Here is a 23,364-nt window from a genome sequence, read left to right on the forward strand (position 1 = left end):
TTCTTCCTTACAGCTTGCTGTTGGCGAGCTGCATCGCCAGTTGCGCGATCGAGGGCTCCATCAGGTCGGTCAGCGGCTTCGGCCAGATGCCGATCGCCAGCACGCCCAACGCGAACACACCGAGCACCAGTATTTCCCGGCCGTTGAGGTCCTTCATTTCCGCCACGTGCGCGTTGGCCACTTCGCCATACATCACCCGCTTCACCAGCCACAGGGTGTAGGCCGCACCGATGATCAGGGTGGAAGCCGCGGTCAGCGCCAGATACGGATGCTTCTGGAAGCTGGCCACGATGACCATGAATTCGCCGACGAAACCGCTGGTGCCCGGCAGGCCCGCATTGGCCATGCCGAAGAACACGAACGCCACTGCGAACCATGGCATGACATTGGCCACGCCGCCGTAGTCGCGGATCATGCGCGTGTGCATGCGGTCGTACAGCACGCCGACGCACGAGAACATGGCGCCGGAAACGAAGCCGTGCGAAATCATCTGCACCATCGCGCCCTGCAGGCCCAGGCGTGCGCCGTCCAGGTTGCCGTAGTCGCGGATAAGGCCGAACGCGATGAAGATGCCCAGGGTGACGAAGCCCATGTGCGAGACCGACGAATAGGCGATCAGCTTCTTCATGTCGTCCTGCACCAGCGCCACCAGGCCCACGTAGACCACGCCGATCAGCGACAGCGCGATCACCAGCCAGGCCCATTCGTGGCCCGCATCGGGCAGGATCGGCAAGGTGAAACGCAGGAAACCGTATCCGCCGATCTTCAGCATGATCGCGGCCAGGATCACCGAACCGGCGGTCGGCGCTTCCACGTGCGCATCCGGCAGCCAGGTGTGCACCGGGAACATCGGCACCTTGACCGCGAAGGCGATCAGGAAGGCGAAGAACAGCCAGGTCTGCTCCTTGGCGTTGAGCGACAGCTGGTACAGGTCGGCGAACTGGAAGCTGCCGCCCTTCAGGTACAGATAGATCAGGCCCACCAGCATCAGCACCGAGCCGAGGAAGGTGTACAGGAAGAACTTGACCGACGCGTAGATGCGGCGCGGCCCGCCCCAGACGCCGATGATCAGGAACATCGGGATCAGCATCGCCTCGAAGAACACGTAGAACAGCATGGCGTCGGTGGCGCAGAACACGCCGATCATCATGCCTTCCAGGAACAGGAAGGCCGCCACGTACTGGCTCACGCGCTTCTCGATCACCGTCCACGCGCCGATCAGCGCAAGCGCGGTGGTCAGCGTGGTCAGCACGATCAGGGCGATGGAGATGCCGTCGGCGCCCAGGTTGTAGCCGATGTCGTAGGCCGGGATCCACGCGTGCGTTTCGACGAACTGCATGCCCGGATCGGCCGGGTTGATGCCGGTCAGCAGACCGATGCTGGCCACGAAGGTCAACAGCGCCACCACCAGCGCGGTCCAGCGCGCGGCGCTCGCCCGGGCGTTGCCCAGCGCGAGTATCAGCGCGCCGCCCAACATGGGCAGCCAGATCAATACACTCAATAAAGGCCAGTTCGACACGTGTTATTAATCCGTCAGTTCAACGCCGCGGCGTTCATTGCCAAAACTTGATGAGCACGGCCAGCAGTGCAATCAGGCCGAGGATCATCGCGAAGGCGTAGTGGTAGAGGAAACCCGATTGGGTGCGTCGCAACAGGTTGGCGGCCATGTCCACCAGCTTGGCGCTGCCGTTGACCGCGACGCCGTCGATCACCTTGCTGTCGATGGCGTTGGAAAGATCGCCCAGGGCCACGCCGCCACCGGCGAAACCGCCGATCCACAACGTGTCCATCCAGTATTTCTTGTCCAGGATATTGGCCAGGAAAGCGCCGAGCTTGCTGTGGCGCATGCGGGCCGGCAGCTCCGGCGAAGCGAAGATGTACAGGCCCGTGGCTGCCACGAAGCCGGCCAGCGCCAGCCAGAACGGAGGCGCCTGCATGCCGTGCCACACGAATGCCCAGGGGCTATGGAACTCTTCCTTCAGCGCCATCACCGTGTCGCGCGCCGGGTCCGCGAAATCGATCGCGCCACTGAAGAACGTAAGCGCCTGACCGGGGATCGACGCTGCCGCGTGATGACCCATCCAGTCGGTACCGAACAGCATGGGACCGATGGTGAAGAAGCCGATCGCAATGGAGGGAATCGCCAACAGGATCAACGGAACGGTCACGACCCACGGAGATTCATGGGGCTCATGGGCGCCATGGCCGTGATCGTCATGGGCATGATCGTCGTGCGCATGCGCCTCATGGCCGTGGCCATGGTCGTCATGGGCATCGCGGAAGCGCTCCTTGCCATGGAAGGTCAGGTACAGCAGGCGGAAGCTGTAGAAGCTGGTCACGAACACACCGCCCAGCACCGCCCAGTAGCCGTAAGTCGCGACCCAGCTGTGGGCCATGTGTGCGTGGTGCTCGGCTGCCTCGATGATCGTGTCTTTGGAGTAGAAGCCGGAGAAAAACGGCGTACCTACCAATGCCAGCGTGCCGATCCACATGGTGATGAAGGTGATCGGCATGTACTTGCGCAGGCCGCCCATCTTGCGCATGTCCTGCTCGTGGTGCAGAGCGATGATCACCGAGCCGGCGCCCAGGAACAGCAGCGCCTTGAAGAACGCGTGGGTCATCAGGTGGAAGATGGCGGCCGAATACGCCGACACGCCCAGCGCCACGGTCATGTAGCCCAGCTGCGACAGCGTGGAATAGGCGACCACGCGCTTGATGTCGTTCTGCACGATGCCGATGAGGCCGGTGAAGAACGCGGTAGTGGCGCCGATGAACAGCACGAAGTTCAGCGCCGTTTCCGACATCTCGAATAGCGGCGACATGCGCGCCACCATGAAGATGCCGGCGGTCACCATGGTCGCGGCGTGGATCAGCGCCGAGATCGGGGTCGGGCCTTCCATCGAGTCCGGCAGCCAGACATGCAACGGTACCTGCGCGGACTTGCCCATCGCGCCGATGAACAGGCAGATGCAGATGATGGTCGCCACTTCCCACGGATGGCCGGTGACGATGGTGGCGGTAACGCCTTTCAACATGGGCGCATTGGCGAACACGGTGGCGTAGTCCAGCGTGCCGAACCAGAACAGCACCGCCGCGATGCCCAGCAGGAAGCCGAAATCGCCGACGCGGTTGACCAGGAAGGCCTTGAGGTTGGCGAAAATCGCGCTGGGGCGCTTGAACCAGAATCCGATCAGCAGGTACGACACCAGGCCCACCGCTTCCCAGCCGAAGAACAGCTGCAGGAAGTTGTTGCTCATCACCAGCATCAGCATGGAGAAGGTGAACAACGAGATATAGCTGAAGAACCGCTGGTAGCCCGGATCGTCGGCCATGTAGCCGATGGTGTAGATGTGCACCAGCAGCGAAACGAAGGTGACCACCACCATCATCATCGCGGTCAGCTTGTCGATCATGAAGCCGACATGCCCGGAATAGTTGCCGATCTGGAAGAAGGTGTAGACGTTCTCGTTGAACGGCGCGGCGCCCCCGACCAATTGGTAAAGCACCCAGCCCGACAACGCGCAGCTGACCGCCACGCCCAGGATGGTGACCCAGTGCGCGCCCGCACGGCCTACCTGCCGCCCGAACAGACCGGCCACGATGCTTCCCAGCAACGGCGCCAGCACGATCGCCAGCAGCATGTTCTTGGAGATGATGATTTCCATGCCCGTCATCGGTGCATCAGCCTTTCAAGGAATCGACTTCGGTCACGTTGATCGTGCGCCGGGTGCGGAACAGGGTGACCAGGATGGCCAGGCCGATCGCGGCTTCCGCAGCGGCCACGGTCAGGATGAAGAACACGAAGATCTGCCCGTCCGGATCGCCGAACTGGCGCGAAAAGGCGATGAAATTGATGTTCACCGCCAGCAGCATCAGCTCGATCGACATCAGCAGCACGATGATGTTCTTGCGGTTGAGGAAGATGCCGGCGACGCTGATGCAGAACAGCACCGCGCCCAGCGCGAGCAAGTGGCCCAGGGCGATCATGGCTTGGTCTCCGGTTCGGCCGGCGGCGGCACGATCAAGGTCTCGCGGGTCGGCGTTTCCACCGCCACGTCGATCATGCGCAGGCGGTCGCCGGCCTTCACCCGCGACTGCTCGGCGGGGTTCTGGGTCTTGCTGCCTTCGCGCTTGCGCAAGGTCAGCATCACCGCCGCGATCACCGCCACGGTCAGGATGACGGCCGCGAATTCGAACGGCAGCAGGAATTTGGTGAACAGCGTGCGCGCCAGCCATGCGGTGTTGGAAACGTCCGCAGCCTCGGAGGCCGCATTGGCTGCGTACGGCACGGCCAGCTTGGCCTTGAAGCCGATCAGGGCCAGGATTTCCGCCAGCATGACCACCGCCACTACCAGGCCGACCGGCAGGTAGCGCACCCAACCCTCGCGGAGCTTGACGATGTCGATGTCGAGCATCATCACCACGAACAGGAACAGCACCATCACCGCGCCCACGTACACCAGGATCAGCGCCACGCCCAGGAACTCGGCCCCCACCAGCAGCCAGATGCAGGCGATGGAGAAGAACGTCAGGATCAGGCACAGCACCGCATGCACCGGGTTGCGCACGCTGATCACGCCGCCGGCGGCGACTACCGCGATGGCGGCGAATGCGTAGAAGGAAGCGAGCAACAGATCCATCGTGACCTCAGCGGAAAGCGGCGTCGGCAGCGCGGCGCTCGGCGATCTCGGTTTCCAACCGGTCCCCGATCGCCAGCAGCTGCGGCTTGGTGACGATATTCTCGCCACGGTTTTCGAAGTGGTATTCCAGGATGTGGGTTTCCACGATGGAATCCACCGGGCAGCTTTCCTCGCAGAAACCGCAGTAGATGCACTTGAACAGGTCGATGTCGTAGCGGGTGGTGCGGCGGGTGCCGTCCTCGCGCTTCTCCGAATCGATGGTGATGGCCAGCGCCGGGCACACCGCTTCGCACAGCTTGCAGGCGATGCAGCGCTCTTCGCCGTTGGGATAGCGGCGCAGCGCGTGCAACCCGCGGAAGCGCGGCGACTGCGGGAACTTCTCCATCGGGTACATCACCGTGTACTTCGGCTTGAAGGTGTACTTGAAGGTCAGCCACAGGCCCTGGAGCAGCTCCAGCAGCATCAGGCTCTTGAAGTAGTGGGCAACTTTATTCATTACTCAGACGCCCTTCTCGAACACGCCGAAAAACACCATCAATGCGGTAACCGCGATCCAGGCGATGGTCAGCGGAATGAACACCTTCCAGCCCAGACGCATGATCTGGTCGTAGCGGTAGCGCGGGAAGCTGGCGCGGAACCAGATGAACGCGCTGGCGAAGAAACCCACCTTCAACAGCAGCCACGGCCAGCCGCCCTGCCATATCCAGTTCACCCACGGCGACACGTCGGCGACGATCCAGCCCTGCAACGGGCTCAGCCAGCCGCCCATGAAGAACAGCGACACCAGGAAGCTGACCAGGATCATGTTGGCGTATTCGGCCAGGAAGAACAGCGAGAACACCGCACCGGAATACTCGACCATGTGGCCGGCGACGATTTCCGATTCGCCTTCGGTCACATCGAACGGCGCGCGGTTGGTCTCGGCCACGCCGGACACCCAGTACACGATGAACAACGGGAACAACGGCAGCCAGAACCATTCGAACGGACCGTTGTTGCCCGCCTGCGCCATGACGATGTCGCTGAGGTTCATGCTGCCGGCGGCGATGAGCACGCCGACCAGGGCGAAGCCCATCGCGATTTCGTAGCTGACCACCTGCGCGGCCGAACGCATCGCGCCCAGGAAAGCGTACTTCGAGTTCGAGGCCCAGCCGGCGATGATGATGCCGTACACGCCCAGCGAGGTCATGGCCAGCAGATACAACAAACCGGCGTTGGCGTTGGACAGCACGACCTTCGCGTCGAAAGGCACCACGGCCCATGCGGCGAAGGCCGGCGCGAGCGTGATCAGCGGTCCAAGGATGTACATGGTCTTCTGTGCCTTGGCAGGCATCAGGACTTCCTTGAACAGCAGCTTGAACACGTCGGCGAAGGCCTGGAAGATGCCCATGCCCACGTACATCGGCCCGTGGCGCACGTGCATCCAGCCGATCAGCTTGCGTTCCCAGACCACGTAGAACGCGACGGCCACGATCACCGGCACCGCGATCAGCAGGATCTTCAGCACGATCCACAGCACCACGCCGATATTGCCCAGCGCGAAGAACCATTCGCGCAGGGGGTCGATGGCGTTCAATAGCAACTCGTTCATGCGCCCACCACCGTCACGCGTCCGGCGCCCAGCGGCGCGGTTGCGCCATGGCCGCTTTCGATCCAGGCCGCGCCCTTTGCCACTCGTTTGTCGATGAAGACCGGCAAGGTCGCCGTGCCATCCGGCGCGCCGACCTTGGCGACCTGGCCCTGGCTCAGACCGGCGGCTTGCGCGTCTTCCGGGTTCAAGGTGATGCGCGGCGATACATTGAGCGGATGTTCCTGCAACGCTTGCGCGCGGCGGACCACGCCGTCGGTGCGATAGATGGCCGCCGTGGCGGCCAACTCGAGACCTTCGCCCGTTGTCGATGGAGCCGTGGACCTGGCGATGCTGGCCGGCCCGCTGGACTTGCCGACCGCGCGCGCGCCAGCCAGATCGATGAATTCGAACGCCGGCAATTGCAACTCGCCACCCAGCGCACGCAACACCTTCCAGCCTTCGCGCGCCTCGCCCGGCAACTTGCCGCCGGCCTGGGTGCGCTGCTCGATGCCGTCAAGGTTGGTCAGCACCGCTTCGATTTCCGGCAGCGCGCCGATCGGCAGGATCACATCGGCCACGTTGCGCGTGGACTTGCAGGCGAAGTGGCTGAAAGCCACGACCTTGGCCGCCTTCAATGCCTTCTGCGCCGCGGCGCCGTCGGCGAAGTCCAGGCCCGGTTCGATGCCGTAGACGACATAGGCCGAACGCGGCTCGGCGAACATTCCGGCGACATCGCGCTTGGACGGCAGCACGCCGTTGCGCGCCAGGCCGACTGCGTTCGCGCCTTGCGGGATGCGGCACAGCGCGGCGCCCGTAGCGGCGGCGAAAGCCTTCGCCGCAGCGCGGATCGATGCTGCCTGCGGATGGTTCTCGGCCAGCGCGCCGACGATCAGCACCGGACGGCTGGCGCCCTTCACCGCTTCCAGCAGAGCCGCATCGTTGAGCGCATCGGCGAAAGCCGAAGGCGCGACGATCTGTTTGCCGGCCAGCGTGAATGCGAAATCGAAATCCACCGGATTGACTGCGTAGACCTTGGCCTTGCGCTGCGTGTTGGCCTTGCGGATGCGCTGGTGCAGCAACGGCAGTTCGTGGCGGATGTTGGTGCCCAACAGGACGATGGCGTCGGCCTGTTCGATCTCGGCCAGCGGCATGGCGAAGGGTTCGGCCACCGCTCCATCGGAGAAATCGCGGTTGAAGATGCGATGGTCGATGTTGCCGCTGCCCAGCGCTTCGGCCAGACGCGCCAGCAGGCTGCCTTCGTCGTTAGGCGTGGCAGGATGCGCCAGCACGCCCAGCGCATCGCCCTGGTTGGCGCGCAGGATTTCGGCGGCCGCGGCCAGACCTTCGGCCCAGGACACTTCTTTCCAGTCGTTATCGGTACCGCTGTCGCCGACTTTCAGCAGCGGCTTGACCGCGCGGTCTTCGGCGTACAGGCCCTGGTGCGAATAGCGGTCGCGGTCGGACAGCCAGCATTCGTTGACCGCTTCGTTGTCGCGCGGCACGGTGCGCAGGATTTCGCCACGGCGCACATGCGTGAACAGGTTGGAGCCCATCGCATCGTGGTAACCGATGGATTCGCGCGCGATCAGTTCCCACGGACGGGCGCGGAACTGGAACACCTTGTTGGTCAGCGCACCGACCGGGCACACGTCTACGACGTTGCCGGAGAGCTCGGTGGTCAGCGGCTTGCCGTCGTAGGTGCCGATCTGCAGATTCTCGCCGCGGTACATGCCGCCCAGCTCGTAGGTTCCGGCGATGTCCGCGGTGAAGCGCACGCAGCGCGTGCACTGGATGCAACGGGTCATTTCGGTGGCGACCAGCGGGCCGATGTCCTCGTCGGGCACCACGCGTTTGCGTTCCTGGAAACGGCTCACCGAACGGCCGTAACCCAGCGACAGGTCCTGCAGTTCGCATTCGCCGCCCTGATCGCAGATCGGGCAGTCCAGCGGATGGTTGATCAGCAGGAATTCCATCACGTTGCGCTGCGACTTCAGCGCCTTCTCGCTGCGCGTGGCGATCTTCATGCCGTCCATCACCGGCGTGGCGCAAGCCGGCGCGGGCTTGGGCATCTTCTCCACTTCCACCAGGCACATGCGGCAGTTGGCAGCGATGGCCAGCTTGTCGTGGTAGCAGAAGCGCGGGATCGGAATGCCGGCCTTGTCGGCGGCCTGGATGATCATCGAGCCCTTGGGCGCGGCCAGTTCCACGCCATCGATGAAGACGGTGACGTGGTCGGGCGCGAGGTTCGGGTTGACGGGTTGGGCGCTCATGCGGCGCGCTCCTCGGCCACGCGATCGTACTTCTCATCGACGATGGAACGGCCATTGAGGATGAAATACTCGAACTCGTTCCAGTAGTGGCGCAGCATGCCCTGCACCGGCCACGCCGCGGCTTCGCCGAATGCGCAGATGGTGTGGCCTTCGATCTGCCCGGCCGAAGCCTTCAGCGTATTCAAGTCTTCCAGCGTGGCCTTCCCTTCCACCACACGCGTGATCATGCGGTACATCCAACCAGTGCCTTCGCGGCACGGCGTGCACTGGCCGCAGGACTCGGCGTAATAGAAACGTGCGATGCGCTGGCAGGCGCGGACCATGCAGGTGGTTTCGTCCATGACGATGACCGCGCCCGAGCCCAGGCCGGAGCCGGCTTTCTGGATGCTGTCGTAATCCATGGTCAAACCCATCATGGTCTCGCCCGGCAGCACCGGCATGGAAGAACCACCCGGAATCACCGCTTTCAGTTTGTGCCCATTGCGGATGCCGCCAGCCATTTCCAGCAACTCGGAGAACGGCGTGCCCAAACGGATTTCGTAATTGCCCGGGCGCACGACATGCCCGGACACCGAGAATATCTTCGGGCCGCCGTTGTTCGGCTTGCCCAGGTTGAGGAACCACTCGGCGCCGTTGCGGATGATCGCCGGCACCGAGGCGTAGGTCTCGGTGTTGTTGATGGTGGTCGGCTTGCCGTACAGGCCGAAGTTGGCCGGGAACGGCGGCTTGAAGCGCGGCTGGCCCTTCTTGCCTTCCAGCGATTCCATCAACGCGGTTTCTTCGCCGCAGATGTAGGCGCCCGCGCCCAGCGCGTTGTAGATGTCGATGTCGATACCCGAACCCAGCACGTTCTTGCCCAGCCAGCCGTGCTGGTAGGCCTCGGCGGTGGCTTCTTCCAGGTGTTCGAAGGGCTCGTGATGGAATTCGCCGCGCAGATAGTTGTAGGCCTTGCTGGAACCGGTGGCGTAGCAGGCGATGGCCATGCCTTCGATCACCGCATGCGGGTTGTAGCGCAGGATGTCGCGGTCCTTGGCCGTGCCCGGTTCGGACTCGTCGGAATTGCAGAGGATGTACTTCTGCATGTCGCCCTTGGGCATGAAGCTCCACTTCAGGCCGGTGGGGAAGCCCGCGCCGCCGCGGCCGCGCAGACCGGACTGCTTGACCATCTCGACCACGTCGGCCGGCGCGATCTTCTCTTCGATGATCTTGCGCAGCGCGCTGTAGCCGCCGGTCTTCAGATAGTTCTCGTACGACCACGGCTTGTCGAAATGCAGCGTGGTGTAGACGACCTGGTGATCTTTGGGAGCCGGGCCGACCGGACCTGGAGCGTGAGCGTGACTCATTTGGAGGAACCCTTGCCGCCCGAAGGCAGGCCGCCGGAAGACCGCACCTGTTTGCAGACCGCCTGCGCGGCCGAAACGATGCCTGTGTTGCCGTACTTCTCATGGTCCAGGAAGATCAGCACGCCTTCGGCTTCTTCCTTGGCCGAGTCCAGGATTTCGCCGTTCTTGCCGCGCAATTCCGCGCTGCCGCAAACACTGCTGGCTATCGGCTGCTTGCCGTCGCAATGGAAACACAACTGCTCGGTCTCGACGCTGCCGGCGGGATAGTTCGATTCGATCCTGTAAGTGCGCACGGTGGCCCGGTAGAAAGGTCCGCTCAACGGCTGGTTGTCGAGCCCGTAGGCCGACCATGGCTTGGTGAACGGACGCACGGAAGCCAGGTCCACCCACACCGTCGGCGTCTTGGCGCTGCCTTCGAATTTGGCCCAGTTCTCATTGGCCCCCGCCGTGCCGTGCAGCGCCAGCAAGCAGACGATCGCCAGCGAAAATCCGGCGCGGACTACGCGATTGCCGCCGCTCATTCCAGTTCCTCCAGCAGACGGTCCACGCTCTCGGGCGTGAGCTTCTCGTGGTAATGGCCGTTGACGACGACCACCGGCGCGCCGCAGCAGGCGGCCACGCACTCTTCTTCGCGCTTCAGGTAGACGCGGCCGTCGGCGGTGGATTCGCCCAGCTTGCAGCCGAGTTTCTTCTCCGCGTGCGCAACCAGGTCCTCGGCGCCGTTCAACCAGCAGCTGATGTTGGTGCAGAAGGCGACGTTGTTGCGGCCCACCTTCTTGGTCTCGAACATCGAATAGAAGCTGGCGACCTCGTAGGCCCAGATAGGCGGCAGGTCCAGGTACTTGGCGACCGCGACGATCAATTCATCGCTGAGCCAGCCGGCGTTCTGTTCCTGCGCAGCGTACAGGCCCTGCAGGACGGCCGAGCGGTTGCGGTCCGGCGGAAACTTGGTCAGCCAGTGATCGATGTGCGCGCGCGTCTTGTCGTTCAACGCGACCAGCGGATCGACATCGCGAGCCGCTTCGAAATTACCCGTGGCCCTCATGGCTTGAAATCCGGGAATGGGGAATGGGAAATGGGGAAGAGCAAAGAAGCACCAGCATGCATCGACAGGTTTGACAGTTGGACAGCGATAGCGAAGCGGCCGCGCACGACCGGGCCACCGATTCCCGATTCTCGATTCCCGATTCCCAGCTTCACCGGTCCACCTCACCAAAAACGAGATCGTAGGTGCCGATCATGGCCACGACGTCCGGCAGCATGTGGCCGCTGACGACATGGTCCATCGACGAAAGATGGGCGAAGCCCGGCGCGCGCAGATGCACGCGGAACGGTTTGTTGGCGCCGTCGGAAACCAGATAGCAGCCGAACTCGCCCTTGGGCGCCTCGACCGCGGCATAGGTTTCGCCCGCGGGCACGCAATAGCCTTCGCTGAACAATTTGAAGTGGTGGATCAGCGCTTCCATGTCGTCCTTCATCTCCTCGCGGGACGGCGGGGCGACCTTGAAGTTTTGCACCATCACCGGACCCGGGTTGGCCTTCAGCCACTTCACGCACTGGGCGATGATGCGGTTGGACTGGCGCATTTCGGCCACGCGCACCAGGTAGCGGTCGTAGCAGTCGCCGTTGGTGCCGACCGGGATCTCGAAATCGACCGTGTCGTATTTGGCGTACGGCTGCTTCTTGCGCAGGTCCCAGGCGATGCCCGAACCGCGCAGCATCGCGCCGGTCATGCCCCAGGCGCGCGCTTCCTCGGGCGAAATCACACCGATGCCGACGGTGCGCTGCTTCCAGATGCGGTTGTCGGTGAGCAGGGTTTCGTATTCGTCGACACGCTTGGGGAATTCGTTGGTGAAGTCCTCAAGGAAATCGAGCAGCGAGCCTTCGCGCGCGGCATTGAAGCGCTTCAGCGCCTTGCCCTTGCGCCAAGGCGATTCCTTGTACTTGGGCATGTGGTCCGGCAGGTCGCGGTAGACGCCGCCCGGACGGTAGTAAGTGGCGTGCATGCGCGCACCGCTGACCGCTTCGTAGCAATCCATCAGTTCTTCGCGCTCGCGGAAGGCGTACAGCATCACCGCCATCGCGCCCAGATCCAGGCCGTTGGAGCCGACCCACATCAGGTGGTTCAGGATGCGGGTGATTTCGTCGAACATGGTGCGGATGTATTGGGCGCGCTCCGGCGCCTGGATGCCCATCAGCCGCTCGATGGCAAGCACGTAGGCGTGCTCGTTGCACATCATCGACACGTAATCCAGCCGATCCATGTAACCGATCGACTGGTTGAAGGGCTTGCTCTCGGCCAGTTTCTCGGTGCCACGGTGCAGCAGGCCGATATGCGGATCGGCGCGGACCACGGTCTCGCCGTCCATTTCCAGGATCAGGCGCAACACACCGTGCGCGGCCGGGTGCTGGGGGCCGAAGTTCAACGTGTAGTTGCGGATTTCCTGACGGCTTTCGGCAGGATTGCTGGCGAAGGCGACGCCGGATTGCTGCGCGGTCACTTGGCGGGCTCCCTCAGCGCGGCTTCGCCAGCGGCGGTCGCGTAGCGCGCGTCGTCGCGGATCACCCGCGGCACGCCGACGCGGGGTTCGACCGAAGTCACCGGTTCGTAGATCACGCGCTTCTTCTCTTCGTCGTAGCGGACTTCCACATTGCCGATCAGCGGGAAATCCTTGCGGAACGGATGGCCGACGAAACCGTAGTCGGTCAGGATGCGGCGCAGGTCCGGATGGCCCTGGTAGAGGATGCCGAACAGATCGAACGCCTCGCGCTCGAACCAGTTGGCGCCCGGCCAGATGTCGGTGACCGAGGCCACCATCGGCAGTTCGTCGTTGGCCGCGTAGCAACGCACGCGCAACAGGCGGTTGTGCCGGTAGGAACGCAGATGGGCGACGGTGGCGAAGCGGTGCTCCGGACCTTCGCCATGCGGGCGGTTTTCCCAGGTGAAGCGGCCTGGGCCGAAGCCCAGTTCGACGCCACGGCTGAAGCCTTCGGAAGAGACGTTGGCGGTTTCCCACTCGTCGCTGCCGTAGCCCAGGTAATCCACGCCGCACAGGTCCACCAGCTGCTCGAAACCGAAGTCGTCGCGCAGCGAAAGGCAGGCGGCGTGCCAGCTGTCGGCAGGCACTTCCAGCGTCACTTCACCGCGCGCTTCGGCGATGCCGAGGATCGCGTCGGGAAAACGCGCCTGCAGTTGTTCGATGTAGGTTGCAGCTTGCTCGGCCATGGGGGCGTGGCGTGCTCTTGAGTTAAGGGATCAGCGGGTGGGGCTCTTCAACGGGCAATCGTCTGCGTGCGCCAGATTTTTTTCTGCAGCTGCAGGATGCCGTAGACCAGCGCTTCCGCGGTCGGCGGGCAACCCGGCACATAGACATCGACGGGCACGATGCGGTCGCAGCCGCGCACCACCGAATACGAATAGTGGTAGTAGCCGCCGCCGTTGGCGCAGCTGCCCATCGAGATGACCCACTTCGGTTCCGGCATCTGGTCGTAGACCTTGCGCAGCGCCGGGGCCATCTTGTTGACCAGGGTGCCGGCCACGATCATCACGTCGGACTGGCGCGGGGACGGGCGGAACACCACGCCGTAGCGGTCCAGGTCCAGGCGCGAGGCGCCGGCGTGCATCATTTCCACCGCGCAGCAGGCCAGGCCGAAGGTCATCGGCCACATCGAGCCGGTGCGTGCCCAGTTCATCAGCGCATCGACGCTGGTGGTCACGTAGCCTTTTTCCAGCAGCGGATTTTCGCCTTCTGGCCGCAGGATGTCGTCCACCCGCCCTTCCGGGATCGGGTTGGTCATCAGGCGATCGATGGTTTGGATCACTCCCATTCCAGGGCTCCCTTCTTCCAAACGTAGATGAAACCGAGGAACAGCATGCCCACGAACAGGCCCATGGTGACCAGCGCACGCGCGCCCAGCTCCTGCCAAACCAAAGTCCAGGGCACGATGAAGATGATTTCCAGATCGAAGACGATGAACTGGATGGCGATCAGGTAGTAGCGCACGTCGAACTTCATGCGCGCGTCTTCGAAGGCCTCGAAGCCGCATTCGTACGGGGAGAGCTTCTGCGCGTCCGGACGACGGGGGCCGAGGAACCGTCCTATCACCATCAGCGAAACGCCGATGCCGGTAGCGACGATCAGGAACAACAGGGTCGGCAGGTATTCGGCCAGCACGCGTGGTCCTCGGTTGGTTGGCCTGCGGAATGCGCGCCGGTTGCGCGCGGGTTCCGCCGGATTCGCGTTTTCCCTCACAAGTCCGCGCATGGGATGCGCGAGGCTTTGAGAAGAATTCGCATCTTGGTGCCCAAGAGGGGACTCGAACCCCTACGACTTTCGCCGCTACCACCTCAAGGTAGTGCGTCTACCAATTCCGCCACCTGGGCAAACGTATGCGCTTGGGCAAGCCCGAGCGCGGAAACTATTGTAACCGTCTTCAGCCGCCTTGCGGCGGTGTCGCGGGCGCCTGCGCGGGCGTTGATGGCGCGGTTTCCTTTGCTGCCGGAGCTTGCACCGGAACCGATTCGACCGGAACCGAAGAAGCGGGCGCCGACGGCACGGAAGAAGGCGTTGCGCCAGGCGCGACGATCGGCGCGCTCGGCACCGTCGACGGCAATTGCTGCGCCGGCTTCGACAATTCGCCCGCGGCGGGAGCCGCAGGCTGCTCGGCCATGATGCCGAGATTCTGCTGCGCCGCCGGACGCGCGCTGTGCGAGGCCTGCCAGGCCATGAACAGGCTGATGCCGAAGAACACGATGGCCAGCCACTTGGTGCTCTTGGACAGGAAGTTGGACGCGCCGCGCGCGCCGAACACGGTGCCCGAAGCGCCCGCGCCGAAACCGGAGCCGGCGGCCGCACCGCTGCCGCGCTGCATCAGCACCATCGCGATGATCGCGATGGCCACCAGCACGTAGACTACATTGAGGATCAACATCAACATTTGCGAATCTCGATCGAATTTGAAAACGGGGCCGGGACGCCAGGCCCGAGCCAACGGATCAGCCGGCGGCAGCCCTTGCGATGGCCAGGAAATCGGCGGCCACCAGGGAAGCGCCACCGACCAGTCCACCATCGACATCGGGTTGCGCGAACAGTTCCGCGGCATTGTCGGGCTTGACGCTTCCGCCATACAGCAGCGGCAGCGAATCGCCAATTCTAGCATCGCGGGCCTTGACCACGCCACGAATGAAGGCGTGCACGTCCTGCGCCTGCTGCGGGGTCGCGGTGCGGCCGGTGCCGATGGCCCAGACCGGTTCGTAGGCCACCACGGCCTCGGCGAACGCCCCGATACCGGCCAGATCCAGTACCGGGGCCAGCTGCGCGGCGATCACGGCCTCGGTCTGGCCGGCCTCGCGCTGTTCCAGGGTTTCGCCCACGCAGAGGATGGGAACCAGCCCGGCGTGCTTGGCCGCGACGAACTTGGCGGCCACCAGTTCGCTGCTCTCCGCATGGTATTGGCGGCGCTCGGAATGGCCGACCAGTCCGTAGCGGGCGCCCACGTCGACCAGCATCGCCGCCGAAACTTCGCCGGTATAGGCCCCCTTTTCGTTGCTGCTGACGTCCTGGGCGCCGAAGAAGATGTCATGGCGCTCGAAGTCCTCGATCAGGTCGCCCAGGTAGGGCATGGGCGGCAGCACCACCACTTCCACGCCCGCCAGCGGCAGGCCGTTGGCCAGTTCGGCGACCAGTCCGGTGGCGAAGGCACGGGTGCCATGGAGTTTCCAGTTTCCGGCTACGATCTTGCGGCGCATCGTGTGGTTCCTTGTCCAGGCTGACTCCAGGGCCGGAAAGAATAGCCGATGCCCTGCCCCACGCCTTTCATCCCCCCTCCATTCAGGATGCGACCGATGGTTTCCAATGCTCCCGCCGGCTACGCGCTGGTCACCGGCGCCTCCAGCGGCATCGGCGCAGCCATCGCTCGCGAATACGCGCGCCGGGGCGTGCCGTTGATCCTGACCGCGCGCCGCGTGGACAAGCTGGAGCGACTGGCTGTCGAATTGCGCCGCGAAGTGGCGGTGGAAGTGATTCCCGCCGACCTCAGCGATCCCCAGGCACCCGAAGCCCTGACTGCCGAAATCCAGCGCCGCGGCCTGCCGGTCAGGATTCTGGTCAACAACGCTGGCTACGGCGTACCCGGCCGCTACCTGACCAAGGACTGGTGGACCCATGCGCAATTCCTGCAGGTGATGATCGGCGCGACCAGCGAACTGACCTGGCGGTTGTTGCCGGCGATCCGTGCGTCCGGCAACGGCCGCATCCTCAACGTGGCCTCCTTCGCGGCACTGGTGCCGGGCGCAGACGGACAGACCCTGTATGCCGCGGTCAAGGCCTACCTGGTGAGATTCAGCGAATCGCTTTCGCTGGAAAACCTGGACCGCGGCGTGCATGTCACGGCGCTATGCCCGGGTTTTACCTGGTCCGAATTCCATGACGTCACCGGTACCCGGGAGATGATGTCGAAGCTTCCCAAATGGGCATGGCTGGAAACCGATGCGGTGGCCAGGGCGGGTATCGACGGCGTCGAACGCGGACGCGTGGTCGTGGTGCCGGGGCGCGTCTACAGGCTGCTTCGTTTCGTCGCCAAACATCTGCCCGACCAACTGGTATTGGGATTGATGGGCAGGAATTCGGGGAAGATCCGCAAGACCGACTAGCTCTTGCGTAGGTCGGGGCTACGTCCCCGACTACCGACGAACCCGGAGATATCGCGCGTCGGCCACGTAGGGCCGACCTACCTCAGCTACAACCTACTTCAGCTTGATCTCGCGCAACCGCTCTTCCAGATAGCCCTGGGCAGTGATCGGCTCCGGATAGCGCTTGGGATTTTCTGCAGAGACGGTCGATGGCAACACGTCGATCAGGAAATCCGGATTGGGATGCAGGAAGAACGGCACCGAGTAGCGTGGCTTGCGCGCCTGCTCGCCCGGCGGGTTGACCACCCGGTGCGTGGTGGACGGATACACATGATTGGTCAGGCGCTGCAGCATGTCGCCGATGTTGACCACGATGGTGTCGGCATCCGAGGTGAAAGGCACCCACTCGCCCTGTTGGGATTTGACTTCCAGGCCGGCGGCGCTGGCACCGACCAGCAGCGTGATCAGGTTGATGTCTTCGTGCGCGCCGGCGCGCACGTTGGGAATGTCGTCGGCGGTGATGGGCGGGTAATGGATGGGGCGCAGGATGGAGTTGCCGGAGTCGGTCTTGTTCGCGAAATAATTCTCCGCCAGCCCCAGATGCAGGGCCAGGGCGGACAGGACCCGGGAGCCGAGCTTGTCCAGCGCCTCATAGAGTCCGTAGCCGTGCTCGCGGAAACCGGGCACTTCATCGGGCCACAGATTGGGCGGCATTACTTCCGCATATTTCGACTCGCGCGGAATCTCGCGGCCGATATGCCAGAACTCCTTCAGATCGAAGTGCTTGGAATCCTTGGCCGTCTCCACGCCGAACGGCGTGTAACCGCGCGCGCCGCCGCTGCCGGGCACGTGGTACTTCAGCTTGGTTTCTTCGGGCAGAGCGAAGAAATTGCGGAACACCTCGTAGGCCGCATCGATCGCCGGCTGCGGAATGCCATGATTGCGGATGCCGGCGAAACCCCATTGGCGATAGGCGGCGCCGAGCTCGGCGACGAAAGCCTCGCGGTCGGTGTCGAAACGGGTGATGTCCAGGGTAGGAATTCTTGCTGTCATTATTTTGCTCTGGCTTTTGTTTCCTTCTCCCGCCGGGAGAAGGTGGCGCACAGCGCCGGATGAGGGAGGGAGAATTCCAACCCACGGGAACGGCATCGCAAGCGGAGAGTCCGCTCCCTCATCCGCCCTGCTGGCCACCCTGTATCAAGTACGGGGCAGGCTCTTCTCCCGGGGAGAGAAGAAAAGCTAAGCCGCCGCGCGCACCGCATCGGCCAGCTTCTCCAACGTGTTCTGCATCAAGACATCGTCATCGGCTTCGACGGTCACCCGCACCACCGGCTCGGTGCCCGACGGACGCAGGAAAGCGCGCCCGCGCCCGGAAACCGCGGCCTGCGCTTCGACCAGGGCGGCCTTGACGCTCTCGGCTTCGGTCGGCTTGGCGCCGTTGGCCAGACGCACGTTGATGGTCTTCTGCGGCACCATCGTCAGACCTTCCAGCGCCTGCCGCAACGACCTGCCTGTGCGGCCCAGCACTTCCAGCACCTGCAGCGCGCTGACGATGCCGTCGCCGGTGCTGGTGCGGTCCAGGCACAGCAGATGCCCGGAGGCTTCGCCGCCCAGGATGCCTTTGCCTTCGACCAGCGCCTGATGCACATAGCGGTCGCCGACTTTGGCGCGAACGAACTCGATGCCGGACTCCCCGAAGGCTTTTTCCAAACCGTAATTGGTCATCAGCGTGCCGACCACGGGGCCGCGCAGGCGGCCGCTCTTCTTCCAGTCGTTGGCCAGCACATAGATCAGGCCGTCGCCATCGACGATTTCGCCCTGCCCATCGACAAACAGCACGCGGTCGCCGTCGCCGTCGAAGGCGATGCCCAGATCCGCGCCGGTTTCGCGCACGCGCGCGGCCAGCAGTTCGGGATGGGTGGAACCCACGCCGTCGTTGATGTTGAGTCCGTTGGGTTCCACGCCGATCGCTTCGACGCGAGCGCCGAGTTCGCGCAACACGATCGGCCCGACCTGGTAGGTCGCACCATTGGCGCAATCCACCACTATGCGCATGCCCTGCAGGTCGAACTGCCGCGACACGGAATTCTTGCAGGCCTCCACATAACGGCCGATGGCATCGCGCGTGCGTACCGCTTTGCCCAGCTGTTCGGAAGGCACGGTGCGGAACGGATGCTCCAGCGCCGCCTCGATGGCCAGCTCGGTCGCATCATCCAGCTTCTCGCCTTCGGCGGAGAAGAACTTGATGCCGTTGTCGTGGTGCGGATTGTGCGAAGCGGAAATCACGATGCCGCCGTCGGCGCGCAGCGAGCGGGTCATGTGCGATACCGCTGGCGTGGGCATCGGCCCCATCAGCTCCACGTCCACGCCTGCCGCGACCAGGCCGGCCTCCAGCGCGGCCTCGAACATGTAGTTGGAGATGCGCGTGTCCTTGCCGATGATCACCACCGGCTTGCGCCAGTCGCCAGCGCTCTTGACCGAAGCGCGCAGCGCGTGGCCGTAGGCATTGCCCAGCCGCAGCATGAAATCGGCCGAAATGGGGCCTTCGCCCACCCGGCCGCGGATACCGTCGGTGCCGAAATACTTGCGGCTCATGCGGTGGCTCCATGAGCCGGGAATGGAGATTCGGGATTCGAGATTCGAGATTCGGAAGAGCAAGGGCGGTCGGACCTCGGATTTTCCCGAATCCCGAATCCCGAATCCCGAATCCCGGCTTTCATGCTCATGCGGCGTCCACCAGCGGACCATCCTGCGGTTTAGGTTGTTTCATCATCAACGCCAGCAGGTCGGCCAGGCGGTCACGCATCTCGCGGCGGTCGCAGATCTGGTCGATGGCGCCGTGTTCGACCAGGAACTCGGAACGCTGGAAGCCTTCGGGCAAGGTTTCGCGCACGGTCTGTTCGATCACGCGCGGTCCGGCGAAACCGATCAGCGCCTCGGGTTCGGCCAGGTTGATGTCGCCCAGCATCGCGAACGAGGCCGACACGCCGCCGGTGGTGGGATGGGTCATCACCGAGATGTAAGGCAAGCCGGCCTCACGCAAACGGCCAAGCGCGGCCGAGGTCTTGGCCATCTGCATCAGCGAAAACAAGCCTTCCTGCATGCGCGCGCCGCCGCTGGCCGAAAAGCACACGAACGGCGAACCTATTTCCAGCGCACGCTCGGCGCCCAGAGCGAAACGCTCGCCCACCACCGAACCCATCGAGCCGCCCATGAAGGCGAAATCGAACGCAGCGGCGACCAGCGGACGTCCCTTCAGCGGGCCCTGCAGCACGACCAGCGCGTCGCGCTCGCCGGTGGCTTTCTGCGATGCCTTGATGCGGTCCGCGTATTTCTTCTGGTCCTTGAACTTCAGCGCATCGACCGGACCCAGCACCGAACCGACCTCCTGCGTGGCGGCCCCGGCGTCGAACAGCGCGTTCAGGCGCGCGCGCGCGCGGATGGCCATATGGAAGCTGCACTTGGGGCAGACCTCCAGGTTCTCTTCCAGCTCGGGGCGGTAAAGCACCGAACCGCAACGCTCGCACTTTTCCCAAAGGCCCTCGGGCACGCTGCGCTTGTTCTTGTTGGCGCCCGCCTGGGTGCGGATGCCCGAGGGCATCAGTTTGCTCAGCCAGCTCATGCGTTTGAGATATCCCGTTCAGTTTCAGCGCTTGGATCAGCGCGCGAGTTTATCCCAGCTGCCGCTTTTTGAGTTCAGCCGTCCAAAGCCCGGCGCAGCGGAGTCAGGAATGCTGCAGCGCGGGAAACCGCTTCTTCGGGGCTTGCGGCGTCCGCCAGGCACGCCACCAATGCGCTGCCGACCACCACGCCATCGGCCTCCACCGCCATGGCCGCCGCGCTGGCCGCGTCCTTGATGCCGAAACCGGCCACCACCGGAACCGGTGATTGTGCGCGCAACGCATGCAGCCGTCCGCCAGCGGCCTGGGTGTCCAGATGGCCCGCGCCGGTGACGCCGGCGAAGCTCACGTAGTACAGGTAGCCCTGCGCGGATTCGCACAACATGGCCATCCGTTCGGGCGTGGTGGTCGGCGCAGCGAGTGCGATCAGGTCCAGGCCATGCCGGCTGAAAATTTGGCGGGTCTCGCCGGCTTCTTCCGGCGGCAGGTCGACCAGCAGCACGCCATCGACGCCGGCCTGCGCCGCTTCTTCGGCGAAGCGCTGGTCGCCATGGATCTCGATGGGGTTCAGATAGCCCATCAGCACCACCGGCGTGTCGGCATCGCGCTGGCGGAATTCGGCGACCGCCTGCAACACGTAGCGCAGGCCCGCACCGCGTCGCAACGCCTGTTCGGAACTGCGCTGGATGACCGGACCGTCGGCCATGGGATCGGAGAACGGAACGCCCAGCTCGATCACATCGGCGCCAGCGGCGACCAGCGCGTGCATGATCGGCACGGTGGCTTCCAGCGAGGGATCGCCGGCGGTGACGAAGGGGATCAGCGCTTTGCGTTGCGCGGATTTGAGTTGTGAAAAACGGCTGGCGATTCGACTCACGGTCAGAAGGCTCGGTTGAGCCCCTCTCCCATCGGGAGAGGGGTTGGGGTGAGGGTACGGCGAAGCCCGGATGTTGAAACGGCTTCAGCAGTTCGGCATTCGCTGCTCCGCCGTACCCTCATCCGCCTTTCGGGCACCCTGTATCAAGTACAGGGCAGGCTCTTCTCCCAAGGGGAGAAGGGAAACGTCTAAAGCTCAAAACCCTCGCGGGCGGCGATGGTGTGCACATCCTTGTCGCCGCGCCCGGAAAGATTGCAAAGCACCAGCGCGTCTTTCGGCATTTCGCGCGCCAGCTTGATCGCCTGGGCGACAGCGTGGCTGGATTCCAGCGCGGCCAGGATGCCTTCCGTACGTGCCAGCGTGTGGAAAGCTTCCAATGCCTCGTCATCGGTCACACCTACGTACTGCGCGCGCCCTGCATCGCTGAGGAAGGAATGCTCCGGACCCACGCCCGGGTAATCCAGGCCGGCGGAGACCGAATGGGTCTCGATGATCTGCCCGTCGTCATCACAGATCACGTAGGTGCGGTTGCCATGCAGCACGCCGGGGCGGCCAGCCGCTATCGAAGCGGCATGGCGACCGGTAGCGATGCCATCGCCCGCCGCCTCTGCACCAACGATCTTCACTTCGGCATCGTTGAGGAACGCGTGAAACAGACCGATGGCATTGCTGCCGCCGCCCACGCAGGCGGTGATCGCATCCGGCAGGCGGCCGTAGTCGGTCAGCATCTGCGCGCGCGCCTCGCGCCCGACCACGGCGTTGAAATCGCGCACCATGCGCGGATACGGGTCCGGGCCGGCGACGGTGCCGATGATGTAGAAGGTGTCCTGCACGTTGGTCACCCAGTCGCGCATGGCCTCGTTCAACGCATCCTTCAGCGTCTGCGAACCGGAAGTGACCGGCACCACGGTCGCGCCCAGCAGCTTCATGCGGTAGACGTTGATCTTCTGGCGCTCGATGTCGGTGGCGCCCATGTACACCACGCATTCCAGGCCCAGGCGCGCGGCGACCGTAGCGCTGGCCACGCCGTGCTGGCCGGCGCCGGTCTCGGCGATGATGCGGGTCTTGCCCATGCGGCTGGCCAGCAGGGCCTGGCCGATGGTGTTGTTGATCTTATGCGCGCCGGTGTGGTTCAGGTCTTCGCGCTTGAGCAGGATGCGCGCGCCGCCGACTTCGCGCGACAGACGCTCGGCTTCGTAGATGGGGCTGGGCCGGCCGACGTAATGCTTGAGGTCTTTTTCGAACTCGGCGATGAAAGCCGGATCCACCCGCGCCGCATCGTAGGCGGCGGCCAGTTCCTGCAGCGGGCCGATCAGGGTTTCGGCGACGAAGCGGCCGCCGTAGCGCCCGAAGTGACCGTTGGCGTCGGGATAGGCGTGGTAGTCGGTGATCGGGGCCTGGCTCATGGTTGATCGAACAGCATCAATACGGGACCTGCACTTTAACGCACACAAAATCCTGCATAAAGCTATAAGATCTCACTTAATTGTCAGTAAAACTCACCTATTCATGCCCCGGAAACTGCCCTCGCTCAATGCCCTGCACGCTTTCGAGGCCGCTGCCCGCCTTGAAAGCGTGACCCGCGCGGCGGGGGAGCTGCACGTCACCCATGGCGCCGTCAGCAGGCAGATAAAAGCGCTGGAAGGCGAGCTGGGCAAAGCGCTGTTCGCGCGGGAGGGACGCGGCCTGGCGCTGACACCGGCCGGCGTGCGCTTGCGCGACGCCACCGGCACCGCCTTCCAGCAGTTGGAGGAGTCCTGGTCGGACCTGCGTCGCACCAGCGCCCCTTCGGCGCTGGTGCTGGGATGCCCGGGCAGCGTGCTGGCCCGCTGGGTCATCCCTCGCCTGCCGCGCCTCAGCCGGGAACTGCCGGACCTGAAACTGCATCTGGTGGTGCACGAAGGCGATTTCGATGCGCGTTTGGGCGGCCTGGATGCCGCATTGCTGCTGGCGGAACCGCCGTTTCATGAAAGTTGGCAGGTGCATGAGCTGGCCGCCGAAAGGATCGGCCCGGTGGTGAGTCCGCGCTATGCCGGCTTCGACTCGCTGCGCGAGCGGCCGCCTGCGGCGTTGCTGGACGAGGCATTGCTGCACACCAGCTCGCGGCCGCAGGCATGGCCCGCATGGGCGGCAAGCAACGGCCTGCAAGCGGATAGTCTGAATTTCGGCGCGGGTTTCGAACATCTCTATTACCTGCTGGAAGCAGCGGTAGCCGGATTAGGCGTGGCGATCGCGCCGCAACCGCTGGTCAGCGAGGAAATAGAGTCCGGACGTTTGGCGGCGCCATGGGGCTTCGTGGAAGCGCCGGGGCGATGGGTGCTCTGTGCCCGCCGTAACGGGACCGATGCGCGCATCGCCCAACTGGCCGAATGGCTACGGCGCGAGCTGGCCGGTGCTACGCCGTGATGCGAAC

23 protein-coding genes and 1 tRNA gene are annotated in these 23,364 nt (G+C 64.2%); 2 read left to right on the forward strand and 22 right to left on the reverse strand.

Annotated features, from left to right (window positions below; all coding sequences use genetic code 11):
* Window positions 1–7: 7 nt before the first annotated feature.
* The 17 genes from BLR66_RS04550 to tpiA form a co-directional block, all read right to left on the reverse strand.
* Window positions 8–1,519 carry an NADH-quinone oxidoreductase subunit M gene (locus tag BLR66_RS04550; protein WP_093280414.1) on the reverse strand — a complete coding sequence of 504 codons (1,512 nt, stop codon included), beginning with the start codon at window positions 1,517–1,519 and terminating at the stop codon, window positions 8–10.
* A 34-nt stretch (window positions 1,520–1,553) separates the two neighbouring features.
* Window positions 1,554–3,665, reverse strand: coding sequence for an NADH-quinone oxidoreductase subunit L (gene nuoL / locus BLR66_RS04555; protein WP_093280415.1), 2,112 nt, complete (start codon window positions 3,663–3,665; stop codon window positions 1,554–1,556).
* Between the two features lie 16 nt (window positions 3,666–3,681).
* Complete coding sequence (gene nuoK / locus BLR66_RS04560) at window positions 3,682–3,987, reverse strand: NADH-quinone oxidoreductase subunit NuoK (protein ID WP_093280416.1); 306 nt, start codon at window positions 3,985–3,987, stop codon at window positions 3,682–3,684.
* Window positions 3,984–4,640, reverse strand: coding sequence for an NADH-quinone oxidoreductase subunit J (locus BLR66_RS04565; protein WP_093280417.1), 657 nt, complete (start codon window positions 4,638–4,640; stop codon window positions 3,984–3,986). The genes nuoK and BLR66_RS04565 overlap by 4 nt, the downstream gene beginning before the upstream one ends.
* 7 nt (window positions 4,641–4,647) lie before the next feature.
* Window positions 4,648–5,136: an NADH-quinone oxidoreductase subunit NuoI gene (gene nuoI / locus BLR66_RS04570; RefSeq protein ID WP_093280418.1), complete on the reverse strand. Its 489-nt coding sequence runs from the start codon at window positions 5,134–5,136 to the stop codon at window positions 4,648–4,650.
* Between the two features lie 3 nt (window positions 5,137–5,139).
* Window positions 5,140–6,231 carry an NADH-quinone oxidoreductase subunit NuoH gene (gene nuoH / locus BLR66_RS04575; RefSeq protein WP_093280419.1) on the reverse strand — a complete coding sequence of 364 codons (1,092 nt, stop codon included), beginning with the start codon at window positions 6,229–6,231 and terminating at the stop codon, window positions 5,140–5,142.
* On the reverse strand, window positions 6,228–8,480 hold the full coding sequence (gene nuoG / locus BLR66_RS04580) for an NADH-quinone oxidoreductase subunit NuoG (protein WP_093280420.1): 2,253 nt from the start codon (window positions 8,478–8,480) through the stop codon (window positions 6,228–6,230). The genes nuoH and nuoG overlap by 4 nt, the downstream gene beginning before the upstream one ends.
* Window positions 8,477–9,823 carry an NADH-quinone oxidoreductase subunit NuoF gene (gene nuoF, locus BLR66_RS04585; RefSeq protein ID WP_093280421.1) on the reverse strand — a complete coding sequence of 449 codons (1,347 nt, stop codon included), beginning with the start codon at window positions 9,821–9,823 and terminating at the stop codon, window positions 8,477–8,479. The genes nuoG and nuoF overlap by 4 nt, the downstream gene beginning before the upstream one ends.
* Window positions 9,820–10,344, reverse strand: a complete 525-nt coding sequence (locus tag BLR66_RS04590) for a hypothetical protein (RefSeq protein WP_093280422.1) — start codon at window positions 10,342–10,344, stop codon at window positions 9,820–9,822. Before BLR66_RS04590 ends, nuoF begins: the two co-directional genes overlap by 4 nt.
* Window positions 10,341–10,868: an NADH-quinone oxidoreductase subunit NuoE gene (gene nuoE / locus BLR66_RS04595; protein ID WP_093280423.1), complete on the reverse strand. Its 528-nt coding sequence runs from the start codon at window positions 10,866–10,868 to the stop codon at window positions 10,341–10,343. The genes BLR66_RS04590 and nuoE overlap by 4 nt, the downstream gene beginning before the upstream one ends.
* 151 nt (window positions 10,869–11,019) lie before the next feature.
* Window positions 11,020–12,324: an NADH-quinone oxidoreductase subunit D gene (locus BLR66_RS04600; protein ID WP_093280424.1), complete on the reverse strand. Its 1,305-nt coding sequence runs from the start codon at window positions 12,322–12,324 to the stop codon at window positions 11,020–11,022.
* The gene (locus tag BLR66_RS04605; protein ID WP_093280425.1) at window positions 12,321–13,049 is read right to left on the reverse strand and encodes an NADH-quinone oxidoreductase subunit C; all 729 of its coding nucleotides are present in this window, start codon (window positions 13,047–13,049) and stop codon (window positions 12,321–12,323) included. The genes BLR66_RS04600 and BLR66_RS04605 overlap by 4 nt, the downstream gene beginning before the upstream one ends.
* Before the next feature lie 47 nt (window positions 13,050–13,096).
* On the reverse strand, window positions 13,097–13,651 hold the full coding sequence (locus BLR66_RS04610) for a NuoB/complex I 20 kDa subunit family protein (protein WP_093280426.1): 555 nt from the start codon (window positions 13,649–13,651) through the stop codon (window positions 13,097–13,099).
* Window positions 13,642–13,998 carry an NADH-quinone oxidoreductase subunit A gene (locus BLR66_RS04615; protein WP_093280427.1) on the reverse strand — a complete coding sequence of 119 codons (357 nt, stop codon included), beginning with the start codon at window positions 13,996–13,998 and terminating at the stop codon, window positions 13,642–13,644. Before BLR66_RS04615 ends, BLR66_RS04610 begins: the two co-directional genes overlap by 10 nt.
* 124 nt (window positions 13,999–14,122) lie before the next feature.
* Window positions 14,123–14,207, reverse strand: a tRNA-Leu gene (locus tag BLR66_RS04620).
* Between the two features lie 50 nt (window positions 14,208–14,257).
* Window positions 14,258–14,761 carry a preprotein translocase subunit SecG gene (secG, locus tag BLR66_RS04625; protein ID WP_093280428.1) on the reverse strand — a complete coding sequence of 168 codons (504 nt, stop codon included), beginning with the start codon at window positions 14,759–14,761 and terminating at the stop codon, window positions 14,258–14,260.
* Between the two features lie 58 nt (window positions 14,762–14,819).
* Entirely contained in the window at window positions 14,820–15,572 is a 753-nt protein-coding gene (gene tpiA, locus BLR66_RS04630) for a triose-phosphate isomerase (protein WP_093280429.1), read from the reverse strand.
* Between the two features lie 96 nt (window positions 15,573–15,668).
* Here tpiA and BLR66_RS04635 point away from each other — a divergent pair, with 96 nt between their 5' ends.
* Complete coding sequence (locus BLR66_RS04635; protein ID WP_255402302.1) at window positions 15,669–16,475, forward strand: SDR family NAD(P)-dependent oxidoreductase; 807 nt, start codon at window positions 15,669–15,671, stop codon at window positions 16,473–16,475.
* Between the two features lie 93 nt (window positions 16,476–16,568).
* Here BLR66_RS04635 and BLR66_RS04640 read toward each other — a convergent pair whose 3' ends face one another.
* The 5 genes from BLR66_RS04640 to trpB all read right to left on the reverse strand — a co-directional run bounded on the left by BLR66_RS04640 (window position 16,569) and on the right by trpB (window position 22,357).
* Window positions 16,569–17,507, reverse strand: coding sequence for an isopenicillin N synthase family dioxygenase (locus tag BLR66_RS04640; RefSeq protein ID WP_093280431.1), 939 nt, complete (start codon window positions 17,505–17,507; stop codon window positions 16,569–16,571).
* A gap of 186 nt (window positions 17,508–17,693) precedes the next feature.
* Window positions 17,694–19,049: a phosphoglucosamine mutase gene (gene glmM, locus BLR66_RS04645; protein ID WP_093280432.1), complete on the reverse strand. Its 1,356-nt coding sequence runs from the start codon at window positions 19,047–19,049 to the stop codon at window positions 17,694–17,696.
* Between the two features lie 127 nt (window positions 19,050–19,176).
* Window positions 19,177–20,076: an acetyl-CoA carboxylase, carboxyltransferase subunit beta gene (gene accD, locus BLR66_RS04650; protein ID WP_093280433.1), complete on the reverse strand. Its 900-nt coding sequence runs from the start codon at window positions 20,074–20,076 to the stop codon at window positions 19,177–19,179.
* A gap of 74 nt (window positions 20,077–20,150) precedes the next feature.
* A complete protein-coding gene (gene trpA, locus BLR66_RS04655) occupies window positions 20,151–20,951 on the reverse strand; it encodes a tryptophan synthase subunit alpha (protein WP_093280434.1) in 801 nt (266 codons plus the stop codon).
* Between the two features lie 188 nt (window positions 20,952–21,139).
* Window positions 21,140–22,357 carry a tryptophan synthase subunit beta gene (gene trpB / locus BLR66_RS04660; protein WP_093280435.1) on the reverse strand — a complete coding sequence of 406 codons (1,218 nt, stop codon included), beginning with the start codon at window positions 22,355–22,357 and terminating at the stop codon, window positions 21,140–21,142.
* 103 nt (window positions 22,358–22,460) lie between these two features.
* Here trpB and BLR66_RS04665 point away from each other — a divergent pair, with 103 nt between their 5' ends.
* Window positions 22,461–23,357 carry a LysR family transcriptional regulator gene (locus BLR66_RS04665; RefSeq protein WP_143014547.1) on the forward strand — a complete coding sequence of 299 codons (897 nt, stop codon included), beginning with the start codon at window positions 22,461–22,463 and terminating at the stop codon, window positions 23,355–23,357.
* Window positions 23,358–23,364 lie beyond the last annotated feature (7 nt).

Source organism: Pseudoxanthomonas sp. CF125, from assembly GCF_900104085.1.
Taxonomy (GTDB): domain Bacteria; phylum Pseudomonadota; class Gammaproteobacteria; order Xanthomonadales; family Xanthomonadaceae; genus Pseudoxanthomonas_A.

Excerpts from the sequence above, each read along its gene's own strand:
- nuoE (WP_093280423.1), bottom strand. The coding sequence starts at position 10,868 with ATGAGGGCCACGGGTAATTTCGAAGCGGCTCGCGATGTCGATCCGCTG.
- BLR66_RS04640 (WP_093280431.1), bottom strand. The coding sequence starts at position 17,507 with ATGACAGCAAGAATTCCTACCCTGGACATCACCCGTTTCGACACCGAC.
- nuoK (WP_093280416.1), bottom strand. The coding sequence starts at position 3,987 with ATGATCGCCCTGGGCCACTTGCTCGCGCTGGGCGCGGTGCTGTTCTGC.
- tpiA (WP_093280429.1), bottom strand. The coding sequence starts at position 15,572 with ATGCGCCGCAAGATCGTAGCCGGAAACTGGAAACTCCATGGCACCCGT.
- nuoL (WP_093280415.1), bottom strand. The coding sequence starts at position 3,665 with ATGGAAATCATCATCTCCAAGAACATGCTGCTGGCGATCGTGCTGGCG.
- BLR66_RS04605 (WP_093280425.1), bottom strand. The coding sequence starts at position 13,049 with ATGGCCGAGCAAGCTGCAACCTACATCGAACAACTGCAGGCGCGTTTT.
- BLR66_RS04590 (WP_093280422.1), bottom strand. The coding sequence starts at position 10,344 with ATGAGCGGCGGCAATCGCGTAGTCCGCGCCGGATTTTCGCTGGCGATC.
- secG (WP_093280428.1), bottom strand. The coding sequence starts at position 14,761 with ATGTTGATGTTGATCCTCAATGTAGTCTACGTGCTGGTGGCCATCGCG.
- BLR66_RS04565 (WP_093280417.1), bottom strand. The coding sequence starts at position 4,640 with ATGGATCTGTTGCTCGCTTCCTTCTACGCATTCGCCGCCATCGCGGTA.
- BLR66_RS04635 (WP_255402302.1), top strand. The coding sequence starts at position 15,669 with ATGGTTTCCAATGCTCCCGCCGGCTACGCGCTGGTCACCGGCGCCTCC.
- nuoF (WP_093280421.1), bottom strand. The coding sequence starts at position 9,823 with ATGAGTCACGCTCACGCTCCAGGTCCGGTCGGCCCGGCTCCCAAAGAT.
- BLR66_RS04665 (WP_143014547.1), top strand. The coding sequence starts at position 22,461 with ATGCCCCGGAAACTGCCCTCGCTCAATGCCCTGCACGCTTTCGAGGCC.
- trpB (WP_093280435.1), bottom strand. The coding sequence starts at position 22,357 with ATGAGCCAGGCCCCGATCACCGACTACCACGCCTATCCCGACGCCAAC.
- nuoI (WP_093280418.1), bottom strand. The coding sequence starts at position 5,136 with ATGAATAAAGTTGCCCACTACTTCAAGAGCCTGATGCTGCTGGAGCTG.
- glmM (WP_093280432.1), bottom strand. The coding sequence starts at position 19,049 with ATGAGCCGCAAGTATTTCGGCACCGACGGTATCCGCGGCCGGGTGGGC.
- accD (WP_093280433.1), bottom strand. The coding sequence starts at position 20,076 with ATGAGCTGGCTGAGCAAACTGATGCCCTCGGGCATCCGCACCCAGGCG.
- BLR66_RS04610 (WP_093280426.1), bottom strand. The coding sequence starts at position 13,651 with ATGGGAGTGATCCAAACCATCGATCGCCTGATGACCAACCCGATCCCG.
- nuoH (WP_093280419.1), bottom strand. The coding sequence starts at position 6,231 with ATGAACGAGTTGCTATTGAACGCCATCGACCCCCTGCGCGAATGGTTC.
- nuoG (WP_093280420.1), bottom strand. The coding sequence starts at position 8,480 with ATGAGCGCCCAACCCGTCAACCCGAACCTCGCGCCCGACCACGTCACC.